The sequence below is a fragment of the Bdellovibrio sp. HCB117 genome, assembly GCF_047305915.1.
In the GTDB taxonomy this organism is placed as follows: Bacteria; Bdellovibrionota; Bdellovibrionia; order Bdellovibrionales; family Bdellovibrionaceae; genus Bdellovibrio; species Bdellovibrio bacteriovorus_B.
Window position 1 is genome coordinate 805,212 of sequence record NZ_CP178622.1, and the last position, 15,247, is coordinate 820,458.

Here is a 15,247-nt window from a genome sequence, read left to right on the forward strand (position 1 = left end):
AAAATTCAACCTTTCAATTTAGTGAGTGGAAAAAAACTGATTTGAATCTGAAAAACTTCTTTGCTTTTTTTAGGTTTAAATTCGCGGGCGAAGGCCCGTCTAAATTCCGTAATTCTCTGTGCCGCCTGAGGCAGATCTTCGGGATCGAAACAAAATGTGGCCGAGGTGTGATTGCGTCGATCCAGCGGCACTTCTTGCACGGTCTTTTTTGAAAGCTCTAAAAGTTGGCACTGGTAAGTTCTAGCTGCATCGGAAGTTTGCCTAGGAGTCAGATGGGTCAATTCACCGTTGTCCGAGGTGTCGAGCCACTGTCCTTGCGAAGTTTTCTTTAGAAGCTGAAGATTAAAAAGTCGCTCAACGGCAATATTGGCCTCTGTGCGCGTGATACCCAAGCGTTGGGCGATCCAGGCAATGTTAGGTTGAAAACCGTCGACATGAGTTAACTCCAAAATGGCATAGTGGTACCAATCCGCAATAGCCGCAAAGGTATCCAGGGTGAGATTTTTCGGCTCGCGTTCCTCGGGAAAATCTTCGCTGGGAAGGCGACGAATTTGTTCGGTGTTGAGCCCTAAGGCGGCACCCAGACGAAGTTTCATTTTGGCAGTGATAGGGCGTTTACCGTTGATCATCTGAGAGAGCGAAGAAGGCTCTACGTTCAGGGATCTGGCAAACGATCTTAATGAGTAGCTGGGATTCAGTCGACATCTCTCTGTCAGTTCGGCCTGTAAAAGCTGACGGAAATTTGCGGCGACGATTTTTTTACGCTTTACTTTGAGAGTTTCCATAGCCGCACGGTTTATCATTCCAATAGAAAAACCTCCATTTTTTTGAAACAGAGTGTGTCAGCTTTTGCCACGGTAAAGATGGTAATTCCCTAAATTTAATCTAGGGAGCGTGGATACTTCGTTTTGTCCCCAGTTGTTTGGTAAAGTCTAGATCTTAGCTTGAAACATAAGCTGGCTCTCGCAGAAGAAGATTTCAGTCTTTAAACTAAACGAATCAAGGAGAGGTCCGTGAAAAAGTTCGTCCTCGCTTTAGCATGTTTTGGTGTCGTGTCTTGTGCTTCATCTGATAAAAAGGAGGATCCTCAGTATCCTCGTCCTCCAGAGCAAGTTCTTCGCGGGGGTTCTTATCGAGCTCCGGCTTCAACTAAAGAAGCGGCCACGGCGTTGGTTGTCACAAATCCGCTGCCAGCAAAAGAAGCGCGCTTTAAGAAAAACTTAGTGAATAAAGAAAAGGCCAAGACGCTGCCGATCTATTACCGAAAGAATGGATGCGTTGTTACCGGCCAAAGTGAAGTCGATGATGAGTCTACGCTCCAGGCAGGTGAGGGAGAAATTCACTTCGTTAACTTTCTGAAACTTGATCAGCCTTTTAAAGAAGGAGATCTGACGATGACCCATTCTTGGGCGGCGACTTTCATTCCCTTTTCACTATTGAAAAGACAGCCTGGGAATCAACGGTTTAAGTACATCTATTGCGCCGTGGACCTTGATAAAATGACTTTTGAAGATATTCGCTATCGTTTGCAGGATGTTCTGCAGTTTGCAAAATAGAAAAGCCCCGGATGGGGCTTTAGCGACACACATGTCCTTCATACTCATTGTTGCCAAGAAAGCAGCTGCAAGGCTGACCGAAGCGGTCGTAATATCCCATATCGCAATATGTGCCCCCACGTCGGATGCAGCAGTAACGTGACGTCGACTGAATGTCGGCTTCTGTATTTGAGCCCTCGGAAGACATAACGACGGGCTGAGTGGTGACAGGAAGACTAAAAACAGAGCTTTCCTGTGCGCTGGCGATCGCGGATACGAACAAAAGACTGCTTACTAAAAGCATTTTCATGAAAGTTCCTCCTTGAATATTTCGTATTATTCTTCAAAGCGCCATTACCAACAGCAATATGTAAAATGTGAAATAGCTCCGCGAAATTCCGAAGTGTGACCTAACAGAGCCGACCCTTTACGGCACTGAAAACGCCCTAGTCAGATCAGCTTCAATAGGCTTCTTTATAAGTGGCACAGGAATTGGAATCTGGGACCCTTCGGAGTTACTCATGAAAAAATTGATTTTGTCTGTTTTGGTAGCGGTTCTTTCCTTTCAAAATATCGCCTGGGCCCAGAATGCGGATTCTGCCTGTGACACTCGCACGCTAGCGATAAAGGCGAAAATATATCGTCAGCAGGCTAAAGACCTTCGCACTCTTTCAGAAGACTTTAAAGACATGCACTTAAGTGCTACTCGCGATAACGAGCGTTCGATGGCCATTCTGGGAGTCAGTGCGGGACTTCTTTTTATCGCCGAGTTTATGCTCGTTTCTGAAGGAGCCGCTATCGTGACATCCACGCGCGGCGTGATTGGAAAGCTCGCTTACAAACGGGCCGCCGCTTCAGAAATCATCGCGGAAAGAGCCGGCTCGATGGTGACCAGTGAGTTCTTATCCGTGTTTCCTGTGATGGCAAGCTCTGTAGTGACTTCGCCTCATCTGGCGAGTTTAGGGGCTAGCATGGTGATCTCATCTCAAGTTCCTGAGTTGTCTGAAGATCAAAGTATTCGTCAAAAGCAGATTTTAGATTATACAGAGAAGCTTTTGCTTTCAGCGATGAACGACCGAAGAGAACAGCAGGCGCAAATTCTAAGTGATGCCCCTCATTCTTTTTTGGATGGACTAAGCCTGGGCGCCTTAGATCGTAAGTGGACTTATCGCATGTATGAGAACTCTGTCGCTATGGCTGAGATCACAGAAAAACTAGCGCGACTTAAATCCGACGAACTTGTTCAGTGTTCATCAAAATAAAACGAGCGTGGGTTATTCCCACGCCGCTCTTGTGATATCAAACCCGTAGTCGTTGACACTGCCATCAGATGAAAAAACGATTTTTACGTAATCTCCTTCGACGGGGAGAGAGTATTCTCCGTCATTTCTGCCAAAGATTTCAGTGACTTTAGTGCCCGCCCGATCAAAGAGTTCCACCTTATCGAGATCCACTTCGGTTTTAAATTTTGAAAAGAAGAGGGCGATGCGCTTCGCGCCCGGGATTGTAACTTCAAATTCTTGCCGGGTGTTGTTGGCGTAAGGGTGTGCGGTAGAAATACTTAATGTCTGTCTATTCCACGATCTAGGATCATCGGGATCTGGATTCATCACTGAATTTTGCAAAGCTGCGGGCGCATACACCAAACCTCGGCGAATGCGGGCTCCGCCTAAAAGATTTTTGGTGGTGCTCATAATACGACTTCGGATTGATGTGTTTTTAAGTTCGGGATTTTTACTCCATAAAAGAACCGCGATCCCCGAGACGTGGGGTACGGCCATCGACGTACCTGAGAGGATCGTGTAGCCTCCGTACAGATCGGTTGAAAGAATGTTTTCTCCTGGAGCAGCCACGTCCACTGTGTAACGGCCAAAATTTGAAAAATCTGAAAGTCGGCCTCGATTGTTCATCGAACCTACGGCAATCACATTTGGTACAGCATAATTTGCGGGATATTCCGGTGTCTCATCGTTGTCAGAAGAATCATTTCCAGCTGAAGCGACGAAGACCCCGCCGGCTTCGTGGGTCATTTTGATAGCTTGTTTCAAATTCTCAGAATAACCTCCGCCACCCCAAGAATTTGAATAAATGTGCGCCCCCATTTTTCGGGCATAGTGGATGGCTTTAATGGCGCTATCTAGATAACCATTGCCATTTTCATTTAAAAATTTAACGGGGAGAATACGAACATGCCACGCCGTTCCTGCGACACCTTGTCCATTGAACGATTGGGCTCCTAGCGTTCCAGAAACATGTGTTCCATGTCCGTAGTCATCGGCGGGATCTCCCGTCGGCTTTGCGCCATCGACAAAGTTAGCTCCGAAAATATCATCGATGATTCCGTTACCGTCATCGTCGACGCCAGACGTTCCTTTTTGTTCTGCTTCATTGATCCAAAGGTTGCCTTGTAAATCAGGATGGTAGTAGTCCACTCCTGAATCCACGACAGCGACAACGATATCTTTTGATCCCGTTGTCAAATCCCAAGCTTTTAAGGCGCCGATATCCATGCCGCGAATTCCTGGCGTTAGATCCGTATCGCTCTGACCATAGTTATAAAATCCCCACTGTTGTGGGAACATCGGGTCATTGGGAGTTCGATGTGCTGTGTATTTATAATTAGGTTCCGCAATCTCCACGAGATCATTCTGGGAAAGAATTTTTAAAGCAGCGTCGCGTTTCTCAAAACTCGCTCTTTTTAGAACGACAATGTTTTGCTCAGGGATCGTAGCCTTGATCGCGGACCCCAAGCTTTGCGCCAAACTAGGCAAGGACGAGACTTGAACGGTCACATTGTCTTTGATTTTGACAACGAATTCGCCGGGGGCTGATTCAATTTCGTGTGCGAATGAAAACGTGGGCCAGCAAAGCACCAGCCAAAGAATGTATTTCATAAGAGCTTCCTTTTTTAAAAATGGTAGCTCTTATAAAAATGAGAGGTAAAAGAATTTACCAATGACGTTAAAGATCAGTAGTTATTTTTGAAAGCGCAAAAGAGCCGTTTTAGTATCTTCATTGATTTGGCGCAATTTAAATTCCATTTTGGGGAACACCAAGCCGCCACCAACGCCGACTTTGATTGCGACGTGAAAAACATCGTGCTTTCTATTTTTTGCCGGAAGCCACGAGCCTTCAAGGCCCAGAAGGGCATCTGCCACAAGACCAACACCTCGGCCGTATACTCCGCCATGCAGTTCATCGACATTCACCCCACTGGGAATAAAGGTGAACATCCACTTATAGGCGATTTCAAATTTAAAGCCTCCGTTGTGAAAGTCACAAATAAACAGCTCTTTCATGTCAATCAACTCATTTGTTTTCGGATCCCGAATCGTGGCATCAAAATACCAAGTGTCGTGATCTAACAAAAAGGCCCAGTTCATTCCGGCAGAATAAAGATATCCTTGAATCGGGATTTTCTGTTCTGGTTTGACACCCCATTGTTGCTGCAATGTTTGGATGAGTGCACTGATTTGCTCGGGGTTCAGGTCCGTGTTCTTTGCCAATGACTCGGTCAGTTTTTCTTTTGAAATTCCGGTATCGTTGTCAAAACTTGCGCCATAGACGGGTTTCATTTGTACAAAGAAGCAGAATAAAACCGATATGCAGGTCCACAGAATTCTTTGAGTCATAATCACCTCTGCCTAAATCCTAACTGCACTCTTCGATAAAAGCCAAAGATTCTTATTCGGCACGGATGTGAAAACACAACTCATCTTCCTGAAGTTTCAAGGTTAATTTTAGGTTAAGAGGAGAATTTCAACGTGAACTTAAAACAACGGTTTTCAAATTTTGTTGATCAATTGGGAAAGCATGAGGTCTTTATTTTGTCGGCTTCGATTGCTTATACGACGGGCTTGGCACTGGCTCCGTTCGTGCTGATCCTCTTATCGCTGGCAGCTCTTTTTGGTGATCAAACTCGTGAAAAAATCTTCACGGGATTTTCTGATGTTGTCGGCAAACAAGCGAGCGGTTCGATTCAAATGATTGTTGAAAATGCAGAACGCAATCCTACCGGGACGGGGATTTCTGGTGTTATCGGATTTATTGTGCTTTTAATTTCAGCTTCCGCCATTTTTTCGCAACTTCGTTATGCTCTGGATAAAATCAACGAACACAAAGCCGGCGAAAAAGAGCAAGGCATTATGGGTTTTGTGAAAGATCGTTTTTTCTCTATGGGATTGTTGTTGGGTTTCGTGTTTTTAGCGATTGCTTCAATGCTTCTGACAACTGTATTGACTGTGGCTTTTCCTGAACAGCAGGGGTGGATCTGGCAGACAGTGGCTTTCGTCGTAAGCTTCGTGGTTTTCAGCTTTCTTTTTACCGCGATCTACCGTTTTGTACCTTCCGACAGAATGGTATGGAAAAGGTGTGCGATTGCCGGGGTCACCAGCGCGATTTTTTTCGTAATCGGAAAGACCCTTATAGGTCTTTATCTGGGAACGGCAGGCCTTGAAAAGTCCTATGGCGCTGCGGGTTCCATCGTCGTGTTTTTAGCTTGGGTTTATTATACCGCTTTAACATTGCTGGTTAGCTATGAGTTCGCCAACTGGATGATTTTAGGCGCGACCCCGGTTTTAGCTAAAGACCAAGAAGCGCCTAAGAAAGAAAAGACGCCACCGCCACCGCGTACTCGTCCTCGCAGTCCTGATCTCAGCATGTAAGCTTCTTAGACAGTTCTGCATTTTCTACATCGGGTTCCGGCCGCCGTGGGAATAGGGTCTTAAGTTTGCTAAAACCACAGCAATGACTTGGCGGCCATGGAGCTTTTTTCTATTTCTGTTTTTCCTATCCTTAGGCGCTGGCGCTTCAAGCTCTTTCATTGACCCAGAAAATCTTCGACTTAAAAAAATAATTTCTTACGGTGGGACAAACGATCTCACCGGCAAAAACATCAAAGTCGCCGTCATTGATTCGGGAGTTTCGCTGCCTGAATCCTATGATGCCCAAATACTTCCGGGCTGGGACGCTTTTGACAATGATACGACCTTTGAAGATTCCGATGGGCATGGGACTGCGGTAGCGGGAATAATTCTGTCTTTAGCTCCGCAGGCTCAAATCATGTCTGTGCGAGCGTTCAATCAAGGAATGGGTTCTATCGCTGCCGCTATTGAGGGATTTAAGTTTGCTGTGGATCAAGGCGTTTTTATTGTGAATTGCTCCTTTTCCCTGAGCGAAGATATTTTGCGACAGATGCGGGCTTCGGTAGGCCCTGAGCGCTTTAATAAAACTCTGTTGATTTGGTCTTCAGGCAATCAGTCATGGCGGCTTCCTGATTTTGAAGAGTCTTGGCCCAATGTTATTGTTGTAGGAGCAACGAATCTGAATCCACCGATCTCTCGCGTTTTTTACTCTAACACGGGCTCTATCGTTGATGTCTTAGCGCCTGCCGGGGACCCCGGGGATGGCCTGACGACATGGACTCCTCAAGGCGACTACCGAACATTCAATGGAACTTCCGGGGCAGCTCCCGTCGTGGCGGGGCTTGCGGTTTTGTATAAAGAGCAAAACGCTGCGGCTTCACCCGCGGCTATCAAGCGCGCCATTGTCGAATCTTCTTGTAGAGAAGTTGTGAATTCCGCACGTTTGCTTAGCCTTTCTGAAGCTTGCCCTGCGCTGTGAGCAGGCCAGGCCCGCGTCGCGATCATTGCACATGTAAGGGAAATTGGAAATTCAGGCCCACGAAAGTTTGAAAGTTGGGAACTCCGTCACCTTCATGCGCCACCGTCCATTGAGGTTCCGCGAAAAGATTCATATTAATTCCACTTTCAAGTTTCCAGATTTTACCACCCCCAACGCCGACCGGAATATAATAGTCACCTGTTTCAAAATTGAAGAACCAAATTCCTGTCGAGCGGGCATAAAAACCTGCGGGGAGGTTGTACATGATCAAAGGTTGAAAGGTTGTGATGTTTTGAGTGGGCCGATCTTTATCACCTGCTATGTCGTGTTGATATGTTAACAGGGCCCCCACAAGTCCCCAAGGTTTTGGACTGATCGCCGTTCCCGAAAATCCAATTTGCCATTTTCCTGCTCCCGTTTCATCTTCACTCGCCGTCGGAAAAACGAAGTAGGGGCCGATTCCAAGTTGCACGTTCCCTATAGGTCGAAGCAAAAATATATCGAATATATTTAGATCACCAACGCCAGTGATTTGGTCGCCGTCAATTCCCGGGACACTAAGATAAGGAATAGAAACTCTGGTCAATTGGGGCAATCCGCCTATTTTTTGCGGAGTCGAGCCCCGCAGGAAAAACGTGTTTGAAGTTTCGTCTGTTCCGAATATTGATGAAGCTATGTAATCGTGAAAGTTCAATCCGACAGAAGGTGTTAAGGGATTGTTGGACTTGTTCATTTCATCGTCTGAAACTTCGCAAAAAGCGCGGTGAGCAAATAGAATCATCATCACGAAGAAAATCGACTGCAGTTTCATCAAAAACTCCTTTTAAAAATGATACGGATTTTGTTTACGACAAACGAACCGTATTAATGAGCATTGAAGAAAAACAGTCGTATGTTGAAATCGCAGTATTTTAATCAAACAAGTTGGACTCAAAGGTGATCATTTGCACTAGCATTTGTGCAAATTTGTGTGGGAGTTTAAGAATCGAGATAGAGATAGAGATCAGATCGATGAGAGACAATAACATATAAAGAAAAGAAGGGCGCGTAGAGCTCCCTTCTTATTGTTAAAATGACTATTTCAAAATTAAAGTCGGTTGGGCGCCGTCTGGTGTTGTTAAAATAAAGAAGTCATACTGACCTGTGCTTACAGGAATTGACAAAAGGAATTTCTGTTCTGCCTCTAATAAAGCCTGTGTAGCAAATTGCAGTTGAGCTCTGTAAGTATAGGCGTTCAACTTCCAAAGTCTTGGTTCAGACGCAATAGCAGAGCCTTCACTAATCTGAGTTAGGCTTGGAGCATAGAATGTGTTGTAGTCTTTAGGAACGCCTTGTCCGTTCAGGCAGTCAGCCTCAACGATGGATATAATGACTTTTGTAATTTGAGGCCCGCGAATAACCGCTTCAATTGTTGGCAAAATCACTTCTTTACGGTCACCTTGAGAACAGTAGTGTTTTACCTCAGGTGGTGCATCTAAAGAAACAGAGCGAGCTTCGCTGACACAAGTACCTAGTAAAAGAACAAGAGATAAGATGGAACGCATTTTAATCCTCCTAAATTTGGATAGGCTCTCATAAAACGGTTTTTGGTATGTCATAAAGATAAAAACACTTATCTACAAAAATCTTGCGGATCTTTCGTACCCGAATTGTTTAAACATGATGAATTTGAAACGGAAAGAAGCTTGATTAATGGATGTTCCGGAGCATCCCGCGAATTAAACTGCGATTGGCGTTGACGGAAGGAAGTACGAATCGCAAGCTTAAAGAGATTCGTTTTAAGGAGGCTTCATGAAAAACATTTTGCTCGCCAGCGCCGTTCTGTTCTCAGCTCACTTCGCAAATGCAAAAACTTTGGATCTTCTTTGTAAAAACAGGGAACATCTTGCTCAAATTAGTTTTGATGCAGAGATCATTCACATGGCCTGCCGTAACGAGGCTCATCCTCATCCGGCGATCTCTTACTCCTTGAACCTTGGAGATGCTGTGACCTGGTCTCCAGTTCGCACTGTCTTGTTGTGTTCTGAACCTTTGCAAAAGACGATGATGAATTTCTACCGCAGCCCGGAAGAGTCTATTTACCTAGAAGTTGAGCATGGACTTAAGAGAGCGACAGCTTCATTAAAAGTTCAAGGTCAGCACTACAACATGGAATGCATCTCGACCCTTTAAAATTTTTCCACGCTACAGGGACTTCCGAAAGTCCCTGTATTTCTTTATAGCTGTTTTTCGCGAAGACGTTTAATCTTTCTAAACAACACTGACTAGACTTCATGAGTTTGTGATGCATTCTTTATCACTTCGCTGTATCTCTTCTTTATGCGGTATGTACGTTCTATCTTTTTGTGTCTCGTAGGGCTGGTCTGTTCTGTGGTTTCAAAGGCCGAATCCATCTCCTTAGTCGCGACGACAGGTTATAAAGATGTTGAGGCTTATAAAGAGGCCGTGGAGTTTGTTGCTGATTCCATCCAAAGCGTTGGAATCACCGTCAAGCTCATAGAGCTTCCCAGAAAGCGCAATGCTGCTGAAGTGAATAATGGAACTTTTGACGCTTTACCTATTCGCGGACTAGAAGATGCCCAAGAATTTCCCAACGTCATCACCTCCAGTATACCTGTTGCCTTCACCAATTTTCGAATGATGTGGCTTAAAGACAAAACCGTGAACGGTTCGGAGATTCATAAATACTCTGGGGCGATCGTGTTAAACAACGCCACTCTTCAGGCAAGATTTAAAAAAGTCGGACTTAAGGTCACAGAGGTGAACGTTGGGTACGCTGAACTTTTAAAGCTCTTGAATTCTAAAAGGGTTGATTACGTCATCATGCCTGAAGAGATTATTGAAAGCCTCAAGGCGGCAAGTCCAAAGCTCGCTGAAGGTGTGCAAGTCAGTGAGAGCATTTTTGTGCGCACCCCTCTTTATTTTACGATGCACAAAAAACACAAGGATCTGATGGTGAAGATTGAAGAAGGTCTTCGCAAATCTTTAAAAGGGGATTTATCAAAGTACCCCTTCATACGGCATTCTTTGAATGTAAAGTTAGAGAAAGAATAATCTGCGTCGTCTAGCGAAACAAGGACGTCGTTGGACGCCCTTGTTTTTATTAATCAAAGAGTTCTTCAAAGAAAGATTTTCTTCGTTTATAAGGTTTGTGACCGTAACCAGGGTTTGCATTTGGCATGAAAGCCTCTTGTGAAGGCTGTGCACGTTTTTCTTCTTCTTGGGATCTATCTAGAATTTTATCAAGCTCGCCTTTATCTAACCAGATACCACGGCATTCAGGACAGTAATCGATTTCCACACCTTTTCTTTCACTCATGACCAGATCTTTATCTTTACAGTGAGGGCATTTCATAACGGACCTCCTTTTTTTTCGATCAGGTTACCAAAACGCAGTTCATTCAGATAATAGATAATTAATAAGAAAATCTTCGTTTAAATGAATAAGATCGTCGTTATTGTCCTAAGGTGACTTCATTCAGATGACATTAGAGGGTGCAAGGAATATAGGAATGCCCATAGTTTAGACACTGCATTTAATATTCGCGTACCATTTTTATCTGCTCGACGAAAAGACGCGCCTTTCTTGCGATTCCTGTATACATTGCGGGGATGAACAATTTCTCAGAATTCGGTCTATTACCTTCTCTTTTAAAAACTCTTAAAACGCAGCGTATATTTACGCCGACAGAAATTCAGCGCATGGCGATTCCCTTGCTCATGTCGGGTCAATCCGTTGTCGGTGTTTCAGAAACTGGCAGTGGTAAGACATTGACCTATGCTCTGCCACTTTTAAACATGCTTAAAAAATTGGAAGAGGACGGGGAGCCAGTGAAGGCTGAGGCAGCTCCGCGCGCGCTGGTGATGGTGCCGTCTCGCGACCTCGGCGAACAGGTGGCCAAGGTCTTTAAGACTTTTACTCATGAAACCCGTCTGCGTGTGCGTCCGGCTTTAGGCGGGATGAGCATGGAACAAACGATTCGCAACATTAGCGGCTCTTTTGAGATTTTGTTAGCCACCCCGGGACGCTTGATTCAACTGCTGAATAAAGAGCTGATTGATTTATCGGACGTGCGTGTTTTGGTTTTTGATGAAGCGGACCAGATGTTGGATAAAGGATTTTTGACGGATTCGAACTATATCGTGGATACCTGCCCTCAGGATATTCCATTAGCACTTTTTTCCGCGACAGTTTCCAAGAATGTTGAAGAGATGATGAACTCGCTTTTTGCTAAGGCGGAGGTCATTCGTAGTGGTGGTAGCGGTAAAACCGCAAAAACTCTGACGACAAAGAACGAAACCGTGATTGATGGCCTTCGTTGGCCGATCTTTGAAAAGCTTTTAAAGAAGAAAATCGAAGGTGGAACCATTGTCTTTGCGAACACACGTGAGCAATGTGACAAGATCGCCAAAGAAATGACGGATAAAGGCTACAAGTGCCTTCTTTATCGCGGTGAAATGGATAAAAACGAACGTCGAACAAATCTTAAAAAATTTCGCAGCGGAGAAGTCGACCTGTTGATTTCGACAGACTTAGCGGCTCGCGGTTTAGATGTACAACACGTCGGCCGAGTTATTAACTATCATCTTCCGCAACAACTGGATAACTATCTTCACAGAGCGGGACGCACAGCACGCGCCGGGCGTGAAGGCTTGGTCGTCAATCTTGTCACTGAGCGCGACCTCCCATTGATCGCGAAAATCGAAGGCAAAGGTCAAACGGCGAAAGAATTGAAATCTCGCTTTAAGGACAAAGACGGCAAACGCCTACACGTGAACCGCGATGAGAAAGTCGTGAAGAAGAAATAGAGGATAGAAACTCTCCACACTTTTGATCGAAGAGTCGAATTCAATCTCTCCGAAATGAAAAAAGCCTTTTGAAGCGAACCACGGTTGTGACCACTATCAAAAGGCTTTCGAAGCTCTGTGTAAAGCCGGTTCCCTAGGCTTTTAAATAAAATTCGTGGGGAGTGGGTTTGTATCCAAACTCAAACCAAACCAGGCCATGTTCTTTTTCCCAAGCTTCAAGTGTCGCAAGGTACTCTTTTGGCCAAAGTCCTTTCAAAATCGCAGTTTGCTTGTACTGAAGCCACCCATTCACCGAATGAGCCTTTGAGTAGACGCTCTTGCAACTTGAAAGTAATAATTTTCTAAGCTCAGTGTTCTCCACTTTTTCAAGAGCTGAAAACTCAGGTGCATTTTCATTTTTAGCGATCGCTCTTTGAATCGTGTTTGCTTCAAGAATTGAAACTCCCGTCGTTCTTGCGAGAATTTTAAGCCAGTCCTCACGGAATATTAACAAGCCCTTAGTGTCCTTCAGTTCCGGTAAAGAGCTGAGGTAGTCGGTCGTGACTCGACGCGGGTAAGCAAAGAACTCCTCACGCATTCCCAGGGACATTAAACAATCCTGAACCATATAATCCATAGGACTTTGGAAGCTATTTACTTTGAAGAACTCTTCAAGCTCCTCATTCTTCCATCGAGATTTTTCGCGCCATTCAATAGAACTATGCTGATGCGCGTGGAAATTAGGATTCCAATCGAGCCAGAAGAGACCTCGCGTACCATTTTTAGGGGCTTGTAAAATGATCGGATCATAGTCGGAAAAAGAATTAAACTCTACTTTGCCGATTTGTTTTTCGAGGGATTTAAAAATGTCTAAAAGGGGACTTCGAAAGGCGATGACTTCGACGCCAGTTTTTTGCGTGAGTTCATCACACATCCGACCGATTTCTTGATGACGAGAATATTCGACATCAAGCCAAACAAATTTAGTGGCACTGAAAAGCTCGGGCAATAATCCATAGTCCATGGGATTTCTTTTTGAATAACCTTCGGCAAATAAAACTAAACTGCCTGCCGAATTTCCGCGCCCAGGGCCTAAAAGAATATTTTCTTTTTTTGCGTATTCGATAATCTCGCGAATGCCAGCAATAACTTGCTTTTTCTCATGGGAATAAAGTGAGATCTCTTCACGCACTTGTAAAAGAGCACGTTCATCAACAACGCCTTTTCTTTTTAGATTGTTCTCGCTGATTTCTAGGATGTTCTCCATAACTTGAGTCCTCTCTGTCTCTGACAATTCCTTGTCTTGGTTTAAAGAGGTCAAAATGGATTCCAGGCTTTTTATCTGTTGCTGCATTTGAGCGGCACTTTTGCGACTCTCATAAAGACGCGCTTCTAAGAGCTCTTGCAGTGATTGCTCGTTAGTTTCGCGCAACAATGTCTTGATTTGCTCAAGCGTAAAACCAAGATGTTTGTAGTGCACAATGCGTTTTGCGGCTGAGACTTGGTCGGTCGTATAAACGCGGTAACGGCTTTCACTCCGAGTATGCGGAGATAAAATCCCCTTCTCTTCATAGAGGCGCAGAGCTTTAACCGAAAGCCCCGTGAGTTCGCCAAATTCGCTGATAGTAAGCCAGTTCTTCATCATGAACCTCTGATACTAAGGCTCAAGTCCGCCCCAAGGGCAGAGTAAAGTAGAAAAAAAGGGCGGATCCTACTGCGGGATACACCGCGCGTTTAAAGCGGGATGGGGCTCGCGCCGTCGTGGCGCTCGGTCCTTCGGACTGCCTTCGGCACCCTCGCGCTAGCATCCTGCTAGGGCGATCGAAGCAACTAAGACCTTCAAAAGAACAAAACCAATGGGCCCCAGCGCCATAGCGATGGGGTTCAGCAACATTTTTTTAAATTATGGTGAGATGAGAGAATCGAACGAACAGCCGCGCTGTTTAAAAAAATGGTCGGGGAGATAGGATGGGGCTCGCGCCGTCGTGGCGCTCGGTCCTGCGGACTGCCTCCGGCACCCTCAAAATAGCATCCTGCTATTTTGATCGAACCTACGACAGCTTGACCGATAAATTCGAAGCCTATCGCTTCCAGATCACAAAAACAAAAAAGCCGACTGGCATCTTTGATGCCACTCGGCTTTTTTGAAAAAGTTGGTCGGGGAGATAGGATTCGAACCTACGACCCTCTGGTCCCAAACCAGATGCGCTACCAGACTGCGCTACTCCCCGACGAGGAGTGGACAATAAATAATTATTGGCCCTGTTGTCAAATCACTAGATAGTAACGCACGACATTGCTATTCTTTTTTTCATGGAAAACTTCATAAACTCGCTTCCCAAACCTGTTCTCGCATTTTTAGCCATATTAATAGGCATCGGCGTCTTCATGCTAGTCAGCCCGCCGCACACGGTTTGTGATTCCCAGCAGACGACGTTCCAAGAGTTGCAGAAGGGGAATATCTTCCCGACAGAGATTAAGAAGAACAAAATTCCTCCTACAATTGTTCGCGCGAAAGAGGCTTGTCAGCTCGGAAACAGCGCGGGCTCTTGCTATGAGTACTTCATGGTGCTGAAAAATGTGGCAGATGGTATCGGGAAGGCTTCTAGTGAATGCACGACCCAGTTATTTAACGTGACCGAAGTGCGCTCGGCGATGAATGACGGGATTGAGTTGATGGCGCGTTTGGCCTGGGGGATTAAGCCGCCCGAGCCAGGGATTGAAAGATTTGGTTGGATGCAAGAAGCCGACATCGCTATCTTCTGCCGTCTGAAGAACATCTACATTCGCGCCAACGGCGAAGAAGCGTGGGTGAATTTGCGTAAAAAAATATATGAAAAACTGCCGGGGGAGGAAGTGCCTCCACCGACAGATCCTACTCAGGTAGCTGTCGAACCTCGTAAGGCGACGCTGATGTTGAATGAGCAGGATATTTTCAATCGAAGTTTGTTCTCGGTTCGTTGCGAAGCTTTCTAGAGAGAATACACCTCCAAAGATTTCCACTGCGGCTTGCGATTGCGATACTCAAGCCGTCCGTACAAAGCGAATGTTTCGTCATTGCGATTTTGAACCAGGAAGTTCAGAGCCTGCAGGCGAGAGATGTTCCATTCCGCAGGGTTCAAGCCGAAGTTTTTAAGCTGGTTGCGAAGAAGTTCTAAAGTCATTTCGTTTTTCATAAAGGGTTCCTTTTAAAGTGTGTTGTTGTTCGATGAACCCTTGTGCAAGGCGAAAGCCGGATGGATGCAACCTATAGCTGCGGTATATTTGAATTGAGCTGCTCCTTGTCTTGAGTTGTCTAGCCT

At 45.3% G+C, this 15,247-nt stretch carries 17 protein-coding genes and 1 tRNA gene; 8 read left to right on the top strand and 10 right to left on the bottom strand.

Annotation, left to right across the window (positions count from 1 at the left end; translation table 11 throughout):
• Positions 1–5: 5 nt before the first annotated feature.
• Positions 6–785 (bottom strand): TIGR02147 family protein, encoded by a 780-nt coding sequence (locus ACLWBD_RS03905; RefSeq protein WP_172795531.1) that lies wholly within the window; start codon positions 783–785, stop codon positions 6–8.
• A gap of 228 nt (positions 786–1,013) precedes the next feature.
• Between ACLWBD_RS03905 and ACLWBD_RS03910 the strand changes: the two genes are divergently transcribed.
• A complete protein-coding gene (locus tag ACLWBD_RS03910) occupies positions 1,014–1,556 on the top strand; it encodes a hypothetical protein (RefSeq protein ID WP_413569593.1) in 543 nt (180 codons plus the stop codon).
• A gap of 19 nt (positions 1,557–1,575) precedes the next feature.
• On the opposite strand, the gene ACLWBD_RS03915 is transcribed toward ACLWBD_RS03910, so the two are convergent.
• Positions 1,576–1,845, bottom strand: a complete 270-nt coding sequence (locus ACLWBD_RS03915) for a hypothetical protein (protein WP_413569595.1) — start codon at positions 1,843–1,845, stop codon at positions 1,576–1,578.
• Positions 1,846–2,056: 211 nt separating this feature from the next.
• Between ACLWBD_RS03915 and ACLWBD_RS03920 the strand changes: the two genes are divergently transcribed.
• The gene (locus tag ACLWBD_RS03920) at positions 2,057–2,797 is read left to right on the top strand and encodes a hypothetical protein (RefSeq protein ID WP_413569597.1); all 741 of its coding nucleotides are present in this window, start codon (positions 2,057–2,059) and stop codon (positions 2,795–2,797) included.
• A 12-nt stretch (positions 2,798–2,809) separates the two neighbouring features.
• Here ACLWBD_RS03920 and ACLWBD_RS03925 read toward each other — a convergent pair whose 3' ends face one another.
• Positions 2,810–4,429, bottom strand: coding sequence for a S8 family serine peptidase (locus ACLWBD_RS03925; RefSeq protein ID WP_413569600.1), 1,620 nt, complete (start codon positions 4,427–4,429; stop codon positions 2,810–2,812).
• Positions 4,430–4,510: 81 nt separating this feature from the next.
• Entirely contained in the window at positions 4,511–5,167 is a 657-nt protein-coding gene (locus ACLWBD_RS03930; protein WP_413569602.1) for a hypothetical protein, read from the bottom strand.
• A gap of 132 nt (positions 5,168–5,299) precedes the next feature.
• Between ACLWBD_RS03930 and ACLWBD_RS03935 the strand changes: the two genes are divergently transcribed.
• Both ACLWBD_RS03935 and ACLWBD_RS03940 read left to right on the top strand, forming a co-directional pair.
• Positions 5,300–6,199: a YihY/virulence factor BrkB family protein gene (locus ACLWBD_RS03935; RefSeq protein WP_413569605.1), complete on the top strand. Its 900-nt coding sequence runs from the start codon at positions 5,300–5,302 to the stop codon at positions 6,197–6,199.
• 82 nt (positions 6,200–6,281) lie between these two features.
• Positions 6,282–7,157, top strand: coding sequence for a S8 family peptidase (locus ACLWBD_RS03940; protein ID WP_413569606.1), 876 nt, complete (start codon positions 6,282–6,284; stop codon positions 7,155–7,157).
• Positions 7,158–7,179: 22 nt separating this feature from the next.
• Here ACLWBD_RS03940 and ACLWBD_RS03945 read toward each other — a convergent pair whose 3' ends face one another.
• Both ACLWBD_RS03945 and ACLWBD_RS03950 read right to left on the bottom strand, forming a co-directional pair.
• Positions 7,180–7,968 carry a hypothetical protein gene (locus ACLWBD_RS03945; RefSeq protein WP_413569608.1) on the bottom strand — a complete coding sequence of 263 codons (789 nt, stop codon included), beginning with the start codon at positions 7,966–7,968 and terminating at the stop codon, positions 7,180–7,182.
• A gap of 265 nt (positions 7,969–8,233) precedes the next feature.
• Positions 8,234–8,701, bottom strand: a complete 468-nt coding sequence (locus tag ACLWBD_RS03950; RefSeq protein WP_413569610.1) for a hypothetical protein — start codon at positions 8,699–8,701, stop codon at positions 8,234–8,236.
• Between the two features lie 247 nt (positions 8,702–8,948).
• Here ACLWBD_RS03950 and ACLWBD_RS03955 point away from each other — a divergent pair, with 247 nt between their 5' ends.
• Both ACLWBD_RS03955 and ACLWBD_RS03960 read left to right on the top strand, forming a co-directional pair.
• Complete coding sequence (locus ACLWBD_RS03955; protein ID WP_413569612.1) at positions 8,949–9,329, top strand: hypothetical protein; 381 nt, start codon at positions 8,949–8,951, stop codon at positions 9,327–9,329.
• Positions 9,330–9,476: 147 nt separating this feature from the next.
• Positions 9,477–10,211 (top strand): hypothetical protein, encoded by a 735-nt coding sequence (locus ACLWBD_RS03960; RefSeq protein ID WP_413569613.1) that lies wholly within the window; start codon positions 9,477–9,479, stop codon positions 10,209–10,211.
• A gap of 49 nt (positions 10,212–10,260) precedes the next feature.
• On the opposite strand, the gene ACLWBD_RS03965 is transcribed toward ACLWBD_RS03960, so the two are convergent.
• On the bottom strand, positions 10,261–10,512 hold the full coding sequence (locus ACLWBD_RS03965; protein WP_413569614.1) for a zf-TFIIB domain-containing protein: 252 nt from the start codon (positions 10,510–10,512) through the stop codon (positions 10,261–10,263).
• 257 nt (positions 10,513–10,769) lie between these two features.
• Between ACLWBD_RS03965 and ACLWBD_RS03970 the strand changes: the two genes are divergently transcribed.
• Positions 10,770–11,966: a DEAD/DEAH box helicase gene (locus tag ACLWBD_RS03970; RefSeq protein ID WP_413569616.1), complete on the top strand. Its 1,197-nt coding sequence runs from the start codon at positions 10,770–10,772 to the stop codon at positions 11,964–11,966.
• Positions 11,967–12,099: 133 nt separating this feature from the next.
• Here ACLWBD_RS03970 and ACLWBD_RS03975 read toward each other — a convergent pair whose 3' ends face one another.
• Positions 12,100–13,590, bottom strand: coding sequence for a MerR family transcriptional regulator (locus tag ACLWBD_RS03975; RefSeq protein WP_413569618.1), 1,491 nt, complete (start codon positions 13,588–13,590; stop codon positions 12,100–12,102).
• Positions 13,591–14,099: 509 nt separating this feature from the next.
• Positions 14,100–14,176, bottom strand: a tRNA-Pro gene (locus ACLWBD_RS03980).
• 82 nt (positions 14,177–14,258) lie between these two features.
• Here ACLWBD_RS03980 and ACLWBD_RS03985 point away from each other — a divergent pair.
• Entirely contained in the window at positions 14,259–14,921 is a 663-nt protein-coding gene (locus ACLWBD_RS03985) for a hypothetical protein (RefSeq protein WP_063208702.1), read from the top strand.
• Here the strand turns inward: ACLWBD_RS03985 and ACLWBD_RS03990 are convergent.
• The gene (locus ACLWBD_RS03990; protein ID WP_063208704.1) at positions 14,918–15,121 is read right to left on the bottom strand and encodes a hypothetical protein; all 204 of its coding nucleotides are present in this window, start codon (positions 15,119–15,121) and stop codon (positions 14,918–14,920) included. The two genes, ACLWBD_RS03985 and ACLWBD_RS03990, sit on opposite strands and share 4 nt — an antisense overlap.
• Positions 15,122–15,247 lie beyond the last annotated feature (126 nt).